15 protein-coding genes are annotated in these 15,178 nt (G+C 69.7%); 14 read left to right on the top strand and 1 reads right to left on the bottom strand.

Annotation, left to right across the window (positions count from 1 at the left end):
* Nucleotides 1-7: 7 nt before the first annotated feature.
* From hisD to ACYVKA_RS15950, 8 genes are read left to right on the top strand one after another with little or no spacing between them, the layout of a single operon-like run.
* A complete protein-coding gene (hisD, locus tag ACYVKA_RS15915) occupies nucleotides 8-1,336 on the top strand; it encodes a histidinol dehydrogenase (RefSeq protein WP_460707133.1) in 1,329 nt (442 codons plus the stop codon).
* A complete protein-coding gene (locus ACYVKA_RS15920) occupies nucleotides 1,333-2,502 on the top strand; it encodes a histidinol-phosphate transaminase (protein ID WP_460706903.1) in 1,170 nt (389 codons plus the stop codon). The genes hisD and ACYVKA_RS15920 overlap by 4 nt, the downstream gene beginning before the upstream one ends.
* The gene (gene hisB / locus ACYVKA_RS15925; RefSeq protein WP_460706905.1) at nucleotides 2,499-3,110 is read left to right on the top strand and encodes an imidazoleglycerol-phosphate dehydratase HisB; all 612 of its coding nucleotides are present in this window, start codon (nucleotides 2,499-2,501) and stop codon (nucleotides 3,108-3,110) included. The genes ACYVKA_RS15920 and hisB overlap by 4 nt, the downstream gene beginning before the upstream one ends.
* Nucleotides 3,107-3,730 carry an imidazole glycerol phosphate synthase subunit HisH gene (hisH, locus tag ACYVKA_RS15930; protein ID WP_460706907.1) on the top strand — a complete coding sequence of 208 codons (624 nt, stop codon included), beginning with the start codon at nucleotides 3,107-3,109 and terminating at the stop codon, nucleotides 3,728-3,730. The genes hisB and hisH overlap by 4 nt, the downstream gene beginning before the upstream one ends.
* 19 nt (nucleotides 3,731-3,749) lie before the next feature.
* Nucleotides 3,750-4,487, top strand: a complete 738-nt coding sequence (priA, locus tag ACYVKA_RS15935) for a bifunctional 1-(5-phosphoribosyl)-5-((5-phosphoribosylamino)methylideneamino)imidazole-4-carboxamide isomerase/phosphoribosylanthranilate isomerase PriA (protein WP_460706909.1) — start codon at nucleotides 3,750-3,752, stop codon at nucleotides 4,485-4,487.
* Complete coding sequence (locus ACYVKA_RS15940; RefSeq protein ID WP_460706911.1) at nucleotides 4,484-6,811, top strand: HAD-IB family hydrolase; 2,328 nt, start codon at nucleotides 4,484-4,486, stop codon at nucleotides 6,809-6,811. Before priA ends, ACYVKA_RS15940 begins: the two co-directional genes overlap by 4 nt.
* 47 nt (nucleotides 6,812-6,858) lie before the next feature.
* Nucleotides 6,859-7,869, top strand: coding sequence for a GNAT family N-acetyltransferase (locus ACYVKA_RS15945; protein WP_460706914.1), 1,011 nt, complete (start codon nucleotides 6,859-6,861; stop codon nucleotides 7,867-7,869).
* 40 nt (nucleotides 7,870-7,909) lie between these two features.
* Nucleotides 7,910-8,707: a YebC/PmpR family DNA-binding transcriptional regulator gene (locus ACYVKA_RS15950; RefSeq protein ID WP_460706916.1), complete on the top strand. Its 798-nt coding sequence runs from the start codon at nucleotides 7,910-7,912 to the stop codon at nucleotides 8,705-8,707.
* Between the two features lie 58 nt (nucleotides 8,708-8,765).
* Here the strand turns inward: ACYVKA_RS15950 and ACYVKA_RS15955 are convergent, their stop codons facing one another.
* Nucleotides 8,766-9,389 carry a trimeric intracellular cation channel family protein gene (locus ACYVKA_RS15955; RefSeq protein WP_394276073.1) on the bottom strand — a complete coding sequence of 208 codons (624 nt, stop codon included), beginning with the start codon at nucleotides 9,387-9,389 and terminating at the stop codon, nucleotides 8,766-8,768.
* Between the two features lie 85 nt (nucleotides 9,390-9,474).
* Here ACYVKA_RS15955 and ruvC point away from each other — a divergent pair, with 85 nt between their 5' ends.
* The 6 genes from ruvC to secF all read left to right on the top strand — a co-directional run bounded on the left by ruvC (nucleotide 9,475) and on the right by secF (nucleotide 15,173).
* Nucleotides 9,475-10,035 carry a crossover junction endodeoxyribonuclease RuvC gene (gene ruvC, locus ACYVKA_RS15960; protein WP_460707134.1) on the top strand — a complete coding sequence of 187 codons (561 nt, stop codon included), beginning with the start codon at nucleotides 9,475-9,477 and terminating at the stop codon, nucleotides 10,033-10,035.
* Nucleotides 10,036-10,122: 87 nt separating this feature from the next.
* Nucleotides 10,123-10,734: a Holliday junction branch migration protein RuvA gene (gene ruvA, locus ACYVKA_RS15965; protein WP_460706918.1), complete on the top strand. Its 612-nt coding sequence runs from the start codon at nucleotides 10,123-10,125 to the stop codon at nucleotides 10,732-10,734.
* Between the two features lie 28 nt (nucleotides 10,735-10,762).
* The gene (gene ruvB / locus ACYVKA_RS15970; protein WP_460706920.1) at nucleotides 10,763-11,782 is read left to right on the top strand and encodes a Holliday junction branch migration DNA helicase RuvB; all 1,020 of its coding nucleotides are present in this window, start codon (nucleotides 10,763-10,765) and stop codon (nucleotides 11,780-11,782) included.
* Between the two features lie 144 nt (nucleotides 11,783-11,926).
* Nucleotides 11,927-12,313, top strand: a complete 387-nt coding sequence (yajC, locus tag ACYVKA_RS15975) for a preprotein translocase subunit YajC (RefSeq protein ID WP_460706922.1) — start codon at nucleotides 11,927-11,929, stop codon at nucleotides 12,311-12,313.
* A 113-nt stretch (nucleotides 12,314-12,426) separates the two neighbouring features.
* Complete coding sequence (gene secD / locus ACYVKA_RS15980; protein WP_460707136.1) at nucleotides 12,427-13,980, top strand: protein translocase subunit SecD; 1,554 nt, start codon at nucleotides 12,427-12,429, stop codon at nucleotides 13,978-13,980.
* Entirely contained in the window at nucleotides 13,977-15,173 is a 1,197-nt protein-coding gene (secF, locus tag ACYVKA_RS15985; protein WP_460706924.1) for a protein translocase subunit SecF, read from the top strand. Before secD ends, secF begins: the two co-directional genes overlap by 4 nt.
* Nucleotides 15,174-15,178: the final 5 nt, after the last annotated feature.

A 15,178-nucleotide genomic window follows, 5' to 3' on the forward strand; every position in this document is an offset into this window, starting at 1 on the left:
GAATCTGATGCGAACCCTTGACTTCACGGGAGCAGGCCTTGACGGCCAGCGCTTCGACTACCGCCGGGCCGTGCCCCGGGCGGCCTTCGAGGTGGACCATGCGGTCGAGAAGGTCCGTCCGATCAGCGAGGCGGTGCGCACCGAGGGCAGCGAGGCCCTGCTGCGCTTCGCCGAGCAGTTCGACGGCGTCCGTCCCGAACACCTGCGGGTGCCGGCCGAGGTGCTGGCCCGCTGCGCCGAGGAGCTCGACGAGGACCTGCGCGCCGCCTTCGACGAGTCGATCACCCGCCGCCGCCAGGTCTGTGAGCTCGCCGAGAAGGAGAACAACTCGCCCAGCGTCACCGTCGCCGAGGGGGCGACGGTCGCCCAGCGGATCATCCCGGTCAACCGGGTCGGCCTCTACGTGCCCGGCGGCCTGGCGCCGCTGGCCAGTTCGGTGATCATGAACGTGGTGCCGGCCCAGGTGGCCGGTGTCGGCTCCATCGCCGTCGCCAGCCCGCCGCAGAAGGACTTCGGTGGCCTGCCGCACCCCAACATCCTGGCGTTGTGCCACATCCTCGGCATCGACGAGGTCTACGCCGTGGGAGGTGCGCAGGCGATCGCCATGTTCGCCCACGGTGTCGACGACCTGTGCGAGCGCGTCGACATGGTCACGGGCCCCGGCAACATCTACGTCGTCGCGGCCAAGCGACTGCTGCGCGGTGTGGTCGGCATCGACTCCGAGGCGGGCCCCACCGAGATCGCGATCCTCGCTGACGAGTCCGCCGACCCGCGCCACGTCGCTGCCGACCTGATCAGCCAGGCCGAGCACGACCCGATGGCCGCCTCGGTGCTGGTCACCGACTCGCCCGAACTGGCCGCGGCGGTGCAGCAGGAGGTGGCCGCCCAGGCCGCCGCCACCCGCCACAGCGAGCGCGTGCACACCGCCCTGGGCGGCGTGCAGTCGGGCATCGTCATGGTGCGCGACGTCGAGCAGGGACTGCAGGTGGTCGACGCCTACGCCGCCGAGCACCTGGAGGTGCAGACCCGCGACGCCGCCGAGGTGGCCGCCCGAGTCACCAATGCCGGCGCCATCTTCGTCGGCCCCTGGGCGCCGGTCTCGCTGGGCGACTACTCGGCCGGATCCACCCACGTGCTCCCGACGGCCGGTTGCGCCTGCCACTCCTCGGGTCTGTCGGTGCGCAGCTTCATGCGCGCCGTCCACGTCATCAAGTACACCGAGCAGGCGCTGCAGGAGGTCGCCGGCCACGTCGAGACCTTCGCGATGGCCGAGGACCTGCCGGGCCACGCCAATGCGATCACGGTGCGTCGCACCCAGCAGGAGGAGGGACGATGATCCGCCCCGAGACCCCCACGGCCGCCCAGCCGGCCCAGATCAGTTTGGCCGAGTTGCCGTTGCGCCCCGAACTGGTCGGGCAGGAGCCCTACGGAGCCCCCCAGCTCGACGTGCCGGTGGCCCTCAACGTCAACGAGAACCCCTATGCGCCCAGCGAGAAGGTGGCCAAAGCCATGGCAGCGGCGGTGCAGAAGGCCGCGGCGTCGATGAACCGCTACCCGGACCGGGAGGCGCTGGGGCTGCGTACCGCGCTCGCCAACTACCTGGGCTTCGGCCTTGGCCCCGAGAACATCTGGGCGGCCAATGGCTCCAATGAGGTGATGACCCACCTGCTGCAGGCCTTCGGCGGCCCCGGACGCACCGTGCTGGGCTTCAGCCCCACCTACTCGATGTATCCCGAGTATGCCCGCAACACGCTCAGCTCCTATGCCGTCGCGCCGCGCCGCGAGGACCACCGGCTCGACGCCGAACTCGTACTGGACGCGGTGCGCCACCACCAGGCCGATGTCGTGCTCATCGCCACCCCGAACAACCCCACCGGCACCACCACGCCCATCAGCATCATCGACGAGATCTGCACCGGGCTGGCCGAGGTGCGCCCCGACTGCATCGTCGTGGTCGACGAGGCCTACCAGGAGTTCACCGAGGTGCCGCAGGACTCGGCGCTGGCCCTGCTGCCGCGCCACCAGCACCTGGTGGTGAGCCGCACCATGAGCAAGGCCTTCGCCTATGCCGGCGGCCGACTGGGCTACCTGGCCGCCACCCCCGCCATCGTGGACGCCTGCCGCATCGTCCGACTGCCCTACCACCTCTCGGCCTCCACCCAGCAGGTGGCCCTGGTGGCGCTGGCCCACGCCGACGAGATGCTCGAGAAGGTCGACGCGCTGCGCCAGGAGTGCCAGGAGCTCCAGTCCTGGCTGCGCGACCAGGGCTTCGACGTGGTGCCGAGCCAGGCGAACTTCTGCCTCTTCGGCCGCTTCGAGGACCGTCACGCCGTGTGGCAGTCGCTGCTCGACCAGGGCGTGCTGGTGCGCGAGACCGGCCCGGAGGGCTACCTGCGCGTCTCGGCCGGCACGCCCCGGGAGATGGCCGCCTTCCGCGAGGCACTGACCACCACCATGAAGACCCACCCCAGGAAGGCCCAGGCCAAGGAGGCACACGCATGAGCCGCACCGCACGCGTCGAGCGCACCACCAGCGAGTCGACGATCAGCGTCAGCATCGACCTGGACGGCACCGGTCGCAGCTCGATCAGCACCGGCGTGGGTTTCTACGACCACATGCTCACCGCCCTGAGCAAGCACTCCGGGATCGACATGGACGTCAGCTGCACCGGTGACGTACACATCGACGGCCACCACTCGGTGGAGGACACCGCCATCGCGCTGGGCCTGGCCATCGGCCAGGCACTCGGCGACAAGCGCGGCATCACCCGCTACGGCGATGCGATGGTGCCGCTCGACGAGGCGCTGGCCCAGTGTGTCGTCGACGTCGCAGGCCGCCCCTATGTGGTGTGCAGCGGCGAGCCGGATGGCCAGGTCTATGCCCTGATCGGCGGCTCCGGGGTGCCCTATGCCGGCTCGATGACCCAGCACGTGGTGGAGAGCCTCGCGATGAATGCGGGGCTGTGCGTGCACCTGCGCCTGCTGGCCGGCCGCGACCCGCACCACATCGTCGAGGCCCAGTTCAAAGCACTGGCCCGGGCCCTGCGCACTGCCATCGCGCCCGATCCGTGCCAGGCCGGGCAGATCCCCAGCACCAAGGGCACGCTGTGACCCGCGTCGGGGTGCTCGACTACGGCTCGGGCAACCTGCACTCAGCCTGCCGGGCCCTGGAGGCTGCGGGCGCCGAGGTGGTGCTCAGCAGCGACCACGACGCGCTGCGCCGCTGCGACAAGCTGTTGCTGCCCGGCGTCGGCGCCTTCGCCGCCTGCATGGAGGGGCTGCGGGCCGTCGGCGGCGACGAGTTCGTCACCAGCTGGCATGCCGACCGACGGCCCCTGCTGGGCATCTGCGTCGGCCACCAGGTGCTCTTCACCGCCGGCTTCGAGCACGACGTGGAGGCCACCGGCCTGGGCTTGCTGCCCGGCATGGTGCAGCGCCTGGAGTCGGCCAGGCTGCCGCACATGGGATGGAACCAGGTGGAGGCGGCCGAGGGATCGAAGCTCTTCGAGGGCATCGAGGACGAACGCTTCTACTTCGTGCACTCCTATGGCGTGCGCGCCCAGCAGGCCGAGCACCTGATGCCCGCGGGGGCCCGGACGACCTGGGCCAGCCATGGTGGCGACCGCTTCGTCGCGGCCGTGGAGCACGAGAACATCAGCTCCTTGCAGTTCCACCCCGAGAAGTCCGGTGCGTCCGGCGCGGCCCTTCTGCAGGGGTGGGTCAGCGCCTGATGGCGTAGGGTTGGTTGGCGTGAACCCACTTGTGCTTCTCCCAGCAGTTGACGTCCAGGCCGGTCAGGCCGTCCAGCTCGTGCAAGGTGTCGCGGGATCCGAGAAGGTCTTCGGTGACCCGCTCGAGGCCGCGCGACGCTGGCAGGAGCAGGGTGCCGAGTGGATCCACCTGGTGGACCTCGACGCAGCCTTCGGCCGCGGAACCAATGCCGACGTGCTGGCCCGCATCGTGGGCGAGCTCGACATCAACGTCGAGATGTCGGGCGGCATCCGCGACGACGAGAGCCTCACCCGCGCCCTCGAGGCCGGCGCCCGCCGCGTGAACATCGGCACCGCCGCCCTGGAGGACCCCGAGTGGTGCGACCGCGTCATCGGCGAGCACGGCGACAAGGTGGCCATCGGCCTCGACGCCAAGGGCACCCGTCTGGCCGCCCGCGGCTGGACCCGCGAGGGCGGCGACCTGTTCGAGACCCTCGACCGGCTCAACGCGGCCGGATGCCAGCGCTATGTGGTCACCGACGTGGCCAGCGACGGCATGCTCACCGGCCCCAACCTGGAGCTCCTGGGCCAGGTCTGTGCCCGTACCGAGGCGGCAGTGGTGGCCAGCGGCGGCATCTCCACCCTGGAGGACCTGCGGATGCTGCGCGGCCTGGTGCCGATCGGCGTCGAGGGCGCCATCGTGGGCACCGCCCTGTACGTGGGCAACTTCACCCTGCCCGAGGCCCTCGAAGCGGCTGCCGGCGAGGTGGAGCGATGAGCACCCACACCCCGCCCCTGCTCGACGGCCGCCTCAAGGACCTGCTCGACGGCCAGAAGATCGTGATGACCGGCGTGACCGGCTTCATCGGCGAACAGATCCTGTGGAAGATCCTCACCGAGCTGCCCGCCACGCGCGCCGTGCTGCTGGTGCGCCCCAAGGGCTCGGTCACCGCCGAGCAGCGCGTCGTCAGCCTGCTCAAGAAGCCCATCTTCAAGGAACTGGCAGCCGCTGCCGGCGGCCCCCAGCAGCTGCTGGACCAGCGCGTCGACGTGCTGGCCGGCGACCTGCCCAATGTGCCCGCCCTGCCCCGCGACCTTGACGTGGTGATCCATTGCGCCGGCGATGTCAGCTTCGACCCGCCGATCGATGCCGCCTTCAAGACCAATGTCCTGGGCACCCAGGCATTGATGGCCAAGATGCTCGAGGCCTGCAGCGACGAATCGGGCAACCTGGTGGGCATCCCGCACTATGTGCACATCTCCACCGCCTACACCGCCGGCCGCCGACGCGGCGCGATCCCCGAGGCCGCGCACGAGCACGATGTCGACTACCGCGTCGAGACCCAGCACGCCCTGGCGATGGCCGACCTGGTCGAGACCCAGAGCCGCACCGCCGAGCAGCTCGCCGAACTGCGCAAGCTGGCCGAACGCGACCACCGCCAGGCCGGTTTCCTCACCACCGCCGAGGACACCGAGCGCCGCCGCCAGGAGTGGGTGAAGGCCAAGCTGGTCGAGGCCGGCACGGAACGCGCCCGCTCGCTGGGCTGGACCGATGTCTACACCTTCGCCAAGGCGATGGGCGAGCGGGTCGTGGCCGACATGGGCAAGGACATCCAGGTCTCCGTGGTGCGCCCGGCGATCGTCGAGTCGAGCCTGGTGCACCCCTACCCGGGCTGGATCGAGGGCTTCAAGATGGCCGACCCGATCATCCTGGCCTACGGCAAGGGCCAGCTGCGCGAATTCCCCGCCTCGCCCGACGCCGCCCTGGACATCGTGTGCTGCGACCACGTGGTCAACGCGATCATCGCCGTCTGCGCCACCGAGCCGACGGTGGGGGAGCCGGAGTTCTACCACGTCTCCACCGGCGCCCGGAACCCGATGACCTTCCGCGAGATCTACGAGTACCTGCGCGAGTACTTCGAGAAGCACCCCTACTCCCGCTCCGACGGCACCGTCGCCCCGCTGGCCACCTGGAAGTTCCCCGGCGAGCAGCCGGTGCTGCGCTTCCTGCAGGTGGCCGAGAAGGCCCACCAGGTGGGCGAGCGCCTGGTCACCTATGCCCCGAGGAGCGAGCGGACCCGCGAGGCCGCGATCCAGCTGGACCGGCAGGGCAAGAACCTGTCCTTCCTGCGCCGCTACCTCAACCTGTACGGGGAGTACCTGCAGAGCCAGGTGCACTTCGTCGACGACTGCACCATGGCGCTGAACAACTCCCTGCACCCCGACGACGTCGCCTCCTTCGCCTTCGACACCTCGGCGGTGGACTGGAAGAGCTACATGCAGGAGATCCACGCGCCGGCCATCACCGACCCGGTGCGTCGCCTGGAGGCGGCGCGCAAGCGTCGCGGCAACCGCGCCAGCACCTTCAAGCAGCTGCGCGCCAGCGAGCCCGGCACCGTCCTGGCCGTCTTCGACCTGGACGGCACGGTGCTCGACACCAATGTCATCGAGACCTACCTGTGGGCCCGCCTGCCCGAGCTCTCGCCCGCCGGTCGGGTGCGCGAGCTCGCCCAGGTGGCGGCCAGCCTGCCCGGCTACCTCGGTGCCGAGCGCCGCGACCGCGCCACCTTCCTGCGCTCCATCTACCGTCGCTATGCCGGCATGCGGATGGACCACCTGGAGTCCTTCGTCGACGAGCAGATCGCCCCCTTCGTCACCGACCGGAGCTCGGCCGAGGCGATCGAGCGCATCAAGGAGCACCGCGAGGCGGGCCACACCACGATCCTGCTCACCGGCGTGATCCGGCCGCTGACCCGCCCGATCGCCGACCTCTTCGACGTCGTGGTGGCGGCCGAGCTGGCCACCGATGCCGACGGGGTCTGCACCGGCTTCCTCACCCACCCGCCGATGGTCGGGGAGTCGCGCTCTGCCTGGCTTCGCCACTACGCGGCCCAGCGGGGCATCGACCTGTCGAAGTCCTTCGCCTATGCCGACTCCCACGTGGACCTGCCGATGCTCAATGCGGTCGGCAACCCCGTGGCCGTGCAGCCCGACGTGGGCCTGCTGCGGGCGGCGCGCAAGAATGGCTGGAGCGTGGTCGACTGGCATGCCGAGCGCACGATCGGACGGCTGCGCCTTCCTCGTCGCAGCCCCCGCGACTAGGGTGGAAGTGTCCGACGACGAGGTCGGGCCCTCGGGAGGTGAGGGGTGTGGACCCCTTCGTTGACGGCAGTCTGGAATGGAGTGCGCTCGCGCTCGACGACCTCGAGGAGCTGGTCGAGCTCTACACCGTGATCGCCTACTTCGACGATCCGGTGCAGGCCCTCGAGGTCGACGAGCTGGCCGGCCACTTCTCGGCGCCGTGCGGCGAGCCCAGTCGCAATGCGGTGGTGGGCCGTGACTCGGCCGGCACCATCGTGGCCTGCGGCTGGAATGTGGTGCGGGCCACCCAGCCCGGGACTCCCGAGATCTGGCTGGCCGGTGGCGTCCACCCCTCCTGGCGGCACAAGGGGATCGGTGCGCGCCTGATGGGGTGGCAGGTGGCCAGGGCACGCGAGTGGCTGGTCGAGGTCCATGCCGAGCATCCCGAGGTCGACCGGGTGCGGCTGTGCTGCCACGTCGAGGCGAAGGGGCAGGCGCAACATACGCTGATGGCGGCGCACGGTTTCAGCCCGCGCCGGTGGTACCTCGACCTGCAGCTGTCCTTCGGCCCCGAGCCCGAGCACTCCGCGCTGCCCCAGGCGCCGGTGGTGGAGGGGGTGGACCTGGTGCCCTACCATCCCCGTCTGGCCGAGGCGGTGCGTGAGGCCCACAACCTGGCCTTTGCCGACAGGGTCGGCCACCGCGAGGTCTCTCGGCAGGAGTGGGAGGACTCCGTCGCCCGCCCCGGCGCCCGCCCCGAGTGGAGCTGGGTCGCCCTGGTGGACGGCCGTGTGGTCGGGCATGCCATGAACTGCCTCGTCGGCGAGGGGAGCGAGGCGCTCGGCTGGACCGACAGGATTGCGGTGCTGCCCAGCTGGCGGGGGCGGGGCCTGGGCACGGCCCTGCTGGCCTGCTCGATCCACACCTTCCACCAGGCCGGACTGGCCGGTGCCGGGGTCGGTGTCGACGCGGAGGAGCCCGATGAGGCCCTGGGGCTGTTCACTCGCAATGGCTACCGGCAACAGGAGGCGGTCATCGCCTTCGAGCGCGAATTACTGCTTGCGGACGCCAGCGAGTAGAATTCGTCGGCAGGATTGTCGACAGAGTTGAGGTAGACGCATGAGCGGTCATTCCAAGTGGGCCACCACCAAGCACAAGAAGGCTGTCATCGACGCCAAGCGCGGCAAGCTCTTCGCCAAGATGATCAAGAACATCGAGGTGGCAGCCCGTCTGGGTGGCGGTGACCCCAGCGGCAACCCCACCCTCTTCGATGCCATCCAGAAGGCCAAGAAGAACTCGGTGCCCAATGACAACATCGACCGCGCCGTCAAGCGTGGCTCTGGTGTCGGCGCCGATGCCGTGAACTACGAGACGATCATGTACGAGGCCTACGGCCAGGCCGGCGTCGCGATCCTGATCGAGTGCCTCACCGACAACCGCAACCGCGCCGTCTCCGAGGTCCGTGTCGCCGTCACCCGCAATGGCGGGACCATCGCCGACGGTGGCTCGGTGCAGCGCCTGTTCGAGCGCAAGGGCGTCGTCACCGTCGCCAAGACCCAAGAGGCTCCGGCCGAAGGTCGCAAGACGGTCACCCGCGAGGTCACCGAGGACGAGCTGCTCGAGGCCACCCTCGAGGCGGATGTCGAGGACGTCACCGACAACGGCGACGAGTTCGAGCTGGTCTGCGATCCCAATGACATGGTCGAGGTCCGCAAGGCCGTCCAGGCCGCCGGCATCGACTACAACTCCGCCGAGGTGGCCTTCGTGCCCACCTTCGGCCAGGTCATCGACGACATGGAGACCGTGCAGAAGATCGAGAGGATCGTCGACGCCCTCGAGGAGTCCGACGACGTGCAGAACGTCTACACCAACGTGGAGCTCAGCCCGGAGCTGCAGGCCAGCCTCGCCGAGGACTGAGTGCTGGGGCACCTGCCCCGGACCGTCCTGGCGCCGTCCGCCCTCGTGGCGCGCGGGGTCAGGTCCTCTCGTCGGCCTCGAGCTTGGGACGCGGCGGGGTGGGTGACTCCCAGTTCATCTTGCGCGAGACCACGCGCACCAGGAAGACCACCGAGACGATGCCCCACTGCCAAGTGGTGTTGAACAGCCCCAGGCGCACGGTGAGGTCCACCAGGATGGCGCCGAAGAGGGCGGGCAAGGCGTAGTACTCGCGGCTGAAGACGCTCGGAACGACACCCGCCATCACGTCGCGCATGACGCCGCCGCCGATGCCGGTGATCAGGCCCACCGTGATCGCCTCGAGCCCGGGGTTGCCGTGGTGGATGGCGGTCAGGGTGCCGGCGACGACGAAGGAACCGAGTCCGGCGGCGTCGGCCACCAGGACGATCTTGCGCAGCCGCTCGACGGTGCCCTCGAACCAGAAGGTGACCAGCCCGCCCAGCAGGGCGACCGAGACCAGCGGCAGGTTGGTGATGTTGCGCGGGGGAGTGATGCCCAGCAGGACGTCGCGGATGATACCACCGCCCAGGGCGGTGACCAGCGCGAGGGTGAGGATGCCGAAGATGTCGAAATGCCGGCGCACGCCCACAAGGCCGCCCGACAGGGCGAAGGCGAACACACCGAAGAGGTCGAGCAGCAGCACCCGACAATCCTAACCGCGCTATCCTTGTCGAAAACCTGTTCGAGATTTCTGTGGGCACGATGTGGGGGAGCGGTCGGTGCGAGTGCTGGGAGTCGACCCGGGCCTGACCCGGTGCGGCATCGGCGTGGTCGACGGCCAGCCAGGCAGGCGACTGGACCTGGTGGCCGTCGGGGTGGTGCGCACCCTCGCCGACCAGGACCATGCCCACCGGCTGCTGGCCATCGAGCAGGGCATCGAGGAATGGTTCCTGGCCAACCGCCCCGATGTGGTGGCCGTCGAGCGCGTCTTCGCCCAGCACAACCTGGCCTCCGTGACCGGAACCAGCCAGGCCGCCGGCATCGCGATGCTCGTCGCGGCCCGCCACTCGGTGCCCGTCGCCCTGCACACCCCGAGCGAGGTGAAGGCAGCCATCACCGGTTCCGGCCGGGCCGACAAGGCGCAGGTGGGCACCATGGTGGCGCACCTGCTGCGGCTCAAGGAGCCCCCGAAACCGGCAGATGCCGCCGACGCCGTGGCGCTGGCCATCTGCCACCTGTGGCGTGGCGTGGCCACCAACCGGCTGGCCGAGGCCGAGCGTGCCGCGCGTGCCCAGAGGCGCCCCAGCAATCCCTACACGGCGCAGGCCCGCCGCGGCCGCGCCCGCTGAAAGCGCTACTGCAAGCCCCCACCACTGCAAGCCCCCACCACTGCAAGCCCCCACCACTGCAAGCCCCCCCACGACAGGAAGCAGAGCATGATCAGCCACCTCACCGGCGCCGTCACCGCCATCGGTGCCAGTGCCGCCGTCATCGACGTCAACGGTTTCGGGATGAAGGCCCTGTGCACGCCCGGCACCCTCGCCGGGCTGCGCCTGGGGCAGGAGGCCACCGTGCACACCTCGATGGTGGTGCGCGAGGACTCGATGACCCTCTACGGCTTCGCCACCGGCGATGAGCGCGACCTGTTCGAGCTGGTGCAGTCGGCCAGCGGCATCGGCCCCAAGATCGCCCAGGCCGTCGTGAGCGTGATGGGCCCCGACGACTTGCGTCGCGCCATCTCCAGCGAGGACCTCACCGCCCTGTGCCGGGTGCCGGGCATTGGACGCAAGGGGGCCCAGCGCATGGTGATCGAGCTGAAGGACAAGGTCAACGCCCTGGGCATGGTGGGCGAGCTTCCCGCCAGCACCGGCGCCGCGGGTCACGCCCTGTGGCGTGACCAGGTCTCGGAGGGGCTCGTGGGGCTCGGCTGGTCGGCCCGCGATGCCGAGGCCGCCTGCGAGTCCGTGGCCCACCTGGTGGAGCAGGATCCGCAGGTGGGCATCGCCGGGCTGATGCGTGCGGCACTGGCCTCACTGGCCCGCAAGTAGGGTTGGGGCCCAGGAAGAGAGGTGCCCGGTGGAACATTCACCCGTCGACCCGCACGCGGAACCCGAGGAGGTGCTGGTCGAGGCGGCCCTGAGGCCGTCGAGCCTGGCCGACTTCGGCGGGCAGCCACGGGTCAGTGACCAGCTGGGGCTGGTGCTGGCCGCCGCCCGACACCGGGGTGCGGTGCCCGACCACGTCCTGCTCTCCGGCCCTCCCGGGCTGGGCAAGACGACGCTGGCCATGATCATCGCCGCCGAGATGGGCTCGCCGCTGCGGATCAGCTCCGGGCCGGCGATCCAGCATGCCGGCGACCTGGCCGCGATCCTGTCCGGCCTGCAGGAGGGGGAGGTCTTCTTCCTCGACGAGATCCACCGGATGAGCCGCCCCGCCGAGGAGATGCTCTACCTGGCGATGGAGGACTTCCGCGTCGATGTCGTGGTCGGCAAGGGGCCGGGCGCCACCGCCATCCCGATCGAGATCCCGCCCTTCACGCTGGTGGGCGCCACCACCAGGGCCGGCCTGCTGCCCGGCCCGCTGCGGGACCGTTTCGGCTTCACCGCCCAGCTGGACTTCTACGCCCCGGAATCGCTGGAGGCCATCGTGCACCGCTCTGCCGGAGTGCTCGACGTCGACCTGGACGACGACTCCGCTCGGGAGATCGCACTGCGCTCGCGCGGCACCCCCCGCATCGCCAACCGGCTGCTGCGCCGGGTGCGCGACTACTCACAGGTGCGCCACGCCGGCCGGGTGGACCGCACCATCACCGCCGAGGCGCTGGAGCTCTACGAGGTGGACCCGTTGGGACTGGACCGCCTCGACCGGGGCGTGCTGCAGGCCCTCTGTACCAAGTTCGGTGGAGGGCCCGTCGGGCTGTCGACGCTGGCGATCGCCGTGGGGGAGGAGACCGAGACCGTCGAGGACGTCGCCGAGCCCTTCCTTGTGCGCCTGGGCTTCCTGATGCGCACGCCCCGCGGCCGGGTGGCGACGGCGGCCGCCTGGCGCCACCTGGGGCTGACCCCGCCCGCCGAACAGGGTCTGTTCGAGAACTGAGTGACCGCTGGGGGGAGTTCACCCCGCCAGGGGCCTGTTGGGTGGGGACTTCAGCTGACCAATGGGTACGCTTGCCGATGGACCACGGCCCGAGCGGGCCGAACAGCCCGGTGCCCTGCGCCCAGACCCACGAGGACCAAGAACGTGCCCACTCCCATGCTCGCCAGCGGTATGACGACAATCCTCTTGCTCCTGGTGGGCATGCTGGTCTTCACCTTCCTGCTGCAGCGCCCGCTCAAGAAGCAGGCCGAGGCCCAGGCCCGGCTGCGCGACTCCCTCGGGCAGGGACAGCGAGTCCTGCTCACCAGCGGGATCTTCGCCACCGTGAACCACGTCGGCACCGAGCAGCTGATCGTCGAGATCGCCCCGGGGGTTGAGGTCAGCTGCACCAAGCAGGCGGTCGTCAAGACCGTCACCCCCGACGAGGAGGAGTTCGAGTTCGCCGACGAGCTGCCGGCCGAGACCGGGACCGAGGTCGAGCCGCTGGAGAGCACCGCGGCTCCGGCCGACCCGACTCCCCGAACCAACTGAGCCCCGGCTCACCCCGACAAGGAAGAACGACTGTGGCAACGAGCACGAGCCGATCCCACCCCGGCCGCACGCTGACCATCTTCCTGATCATCGCTGCGGCGCTGTTCGGGCTGATGGGGCTGGCCAAGACCTGGACCCCTCGACTGGGCCTCGACCTGGCCGGTGGTTCCACCATCACCCTGACCGCCTCCAACACCACCGGAACCGGATCGGTCTCCCAAGCCAACCTGGAACAGGCCAGGATGATCATCCAGAAGCGCGTCGACGGCCTCGGCGTCGGTGAGGCCTCGGTGACCACCCAGGGCAACCAGCACATCGTGGTGAGCGTGCCCAATGTCACCAATGACGACCTCAAGAACATGGTGGGACGCACCGCCCAGCTCATGTTCCGCAATGTCATCGCCGTCGAAGCGGCCGCGCCGGCCCCGTCCGCCTCGCCGTCGAGCGTCGGGCTGCCCACCGCACCGCCCACCCCGCGGGCCAAGAGCACCGGCAAGCTGCTCCCGCTGGACAAGGCGATGAACTACACGCCCACGGCCAGCGACCAGGAGGAGCTGGCCAAGTACACCTGTGACAAGGAGCCGGTCGACGTCATCGACCAGCCGCTGATCACCTGCGACCAGACCGGCCAGGCCAAGTACCTGCTCAGCCCCGTCGTGATCGAGGGCAAACACGTCAAGGAGGCCACCAGCGGCATGCCCCAGGGCACCGTGCAGGTGGCCGTGATGCTGACCTTCGACGACCAGGGCAAGAAGGACTTCGGCGAGGTCACCTCCACCATCGTCAACAAGCAGCAGCCACAGAACCAGAATGCCATCGTCCTGGACGGCAAGGTGGTCTCCGCGCCCGCGATCCAGTCGGCCATTCTCAACGGCCAGGCACAGATCACCGGCGACTTCACCCAGAAGACGGCACAGGACCTGGCGAACATCCTCAACTACGGCGCCCTGCCGTTGAAGTTCGACATCTCCGAGGTGCAGACCGTCAGCCCGACCCTGGGCGGCGAGCAGCTACGCGCCGGCATCATCGCCGGCATCATCGGCCTGCTGCTGGTGATCGTCTACTCGCTGTTCTACTACCGTGGCCTGTCGATCATCGTGGTCGGCTCCCTGGTGATCGCCGCCGCGATCACCTACGCCACCATGGCCCTGCTGGGCGAGGCGGTCGGCTTCGCGCTCAACCTGCCCGGGGTCGCCGGCGCCATCATGGCCATCGGCGTCACCGCCGACTCCTTCATCATCTACTTCGAGCGCATCCGCGACGAGATCCGAGACGGCCGAAGCCTCAGCTCGGCCATCGAAACCGGCTGGAAGAAGGCCCGCGGCACCATCGTGATCGCCGACGGCGTCTCGCTGCTGTCGGCCTTGGTGCTCTTCGTCCTCGCGGTCGGCGCCGTCAAGGGCTTCGCCTTCACCCTGGGCCTGACGACCCTGATCGACATGGCCATCGTCTTCTGGTTCACCAAGCCCCTGATGAGCCTGCTGGGCCGCACCAAGTTCTTCGGCCAGGGCCACAAGCTCTCCGGCCTCGACCCCGAACACATGGGTGTCAGCCGCGCGTCCCTGCTGGGCATCCGCAGCCGCGGCGCCACCGAGGGCACCACCCGACGCCAGACCACTCGCACCACCCGCGCCGCCCGTCGCAGCGATTCCGAGGAGACCCGATGAGCACCGCACACGTCCGCGACGAGGACCTGGGCTCCGGCGAGAGCGCCAGCAACGTTGACTCCCACGGCCGCAAGCTCAGTCTGGCCCACCGCCTCTACACCGGCGACGTCTCCTGGGACTTCGTGGGCCGCTGGAAGCAGTGGTTCCTGGTCTCTGCCGTCGTCATGGGCATCGCCCTTGCCTCGCTGCTGCTGCGCGGCCTCAACCTCGGCATCGAGTTCGAGGGCGGCGTCGACTTCAGCGCCCCCGCCCAGGTCAACTCCCAGACGGTGGGCACGGTCACCGACGCCGTCAAGGCCACCAAGCTGCCCGACATGGACGCAACCCAGGTGCTCACCGTCGGTGAGAAGGAGGTCAAGGTGCAGACCCGCACCCTGACCAATCCGGAGGTCAAGCAGGTGCGCGAAGCCGTCGCCAGCGCCACCGGCACCACCATCGACAAGGTCAACTACTCCCAGATCGGCGCCTCCTGGGGCGAGCAGATCACCAAGCAGAGCCTGCGGGCGCTGGGCGTCTTCCTGGTGCTGGTGAGCCTGTTGATCTGGGCCTACTTCCGGGACTGGAAGATGTCGGTGGCCGCCCTGGTCGCGCTGATGCACGACCTCGTCCTCACCCTGGGCGTCTACTCGATCCTGGGCTTCACCGTCACCCCGGCCAGCATGATCGGCGTGCTGACCATCCTCGGCTACTCGCTGTACGACACCGTGGTGGTCTTCGACAAGGTCCGCGAGAACGTCCGTGACCTGCCCAAGCAGCGCCGCACCTACTCCGAGGCCGCCAACCACGCCGTCAACCAGGTGCTGGTCCGTTCACTCAACACCACCATCATCGGCGTGCTGCCGGTGGCCGCGCTGCTCTTCGCCGGCACCTTCGTGATCGGCTCCGGCCCGCTCAAGGATCTGGGCCTGGCCCTGTTCGTCGGCATGGTGGCCGGCGCCTACTCGTCGATCTTCATCGCGACGCCGCTGCTGGCCCTGCTGCGCGAACGCGAGCCCGCCATGAAGGAGCACCGCGCCAACCTTGAGCGTCGTGCCCAGCGACGCAGCGAGCGCCCGCAGGCACCGCAGGTCAGCGTGCAGGCGGCCACCACCGGCGCCCAGGCCGCCGACCCCACTGGGGCGCCTGCCCCGACCACGCCCACGGTGCGCACGCAGCCCACCCGCACCACGCGCGCCAACCGCAAGCAGAACTGACCCGG

Source organism: Luteococcus sediminum (assembly GCF_054783495.1).

Coding starts and splice junctions, on each gene's coding strand:
- hisD (WP_460707133.1), top strand. CDS start 8: ATGCGAACCCTTGACTTCACGGGAGCAGGCCTTGACGGCCAGCGCTTC.
- ACYVKA_RS15920 (WP_460706903.1), top strand. CDS start 1,333: ATGATCCGCCCCGAGACCCCCACGGCCGCCCAGCCGGCCCAGATCAGT.
- hisB (WP_460706905.1), top strand. CDS start 2,499: ATGAGCCGCACCGCACGCGTCGAGCGCACCACCAGCGAGTCGACGATC.
- ACYVKA_RS15940 (WP_460706911.1), top strand. CDS start 4,484: ATGAGCACCCACACCCCGCCCCTGCTCGACGGCCGCCTCAAGGACCTG.
- ACYVKA_RS15950 (WP_460706916.1), top strand. CDS start 7,910: ATGAGCGGTCATTCCAAGTGGGCCACCACCAAGCACAAGAAGGCTGTC.
- ruvA (WP_460706918.1), top strand. CDS start 10,123: ATGATCAGCCACCTCACCGGCGCCGTCACCGCCATCGGTGCCAGTGCC.
- secD (WP_460707136.1), top strand. CDS start 12,427: ATGGGGCTGGCCAAGACCTGGACCCCTCGACTGGGCCTCGACCTGGCC.
- secF (WP_460706924.1), top strand. CDS start 13,977: ATGAGCACCGCACACGTCCGCGACGAGGACCTGGGCTCCGGCGAGAGC.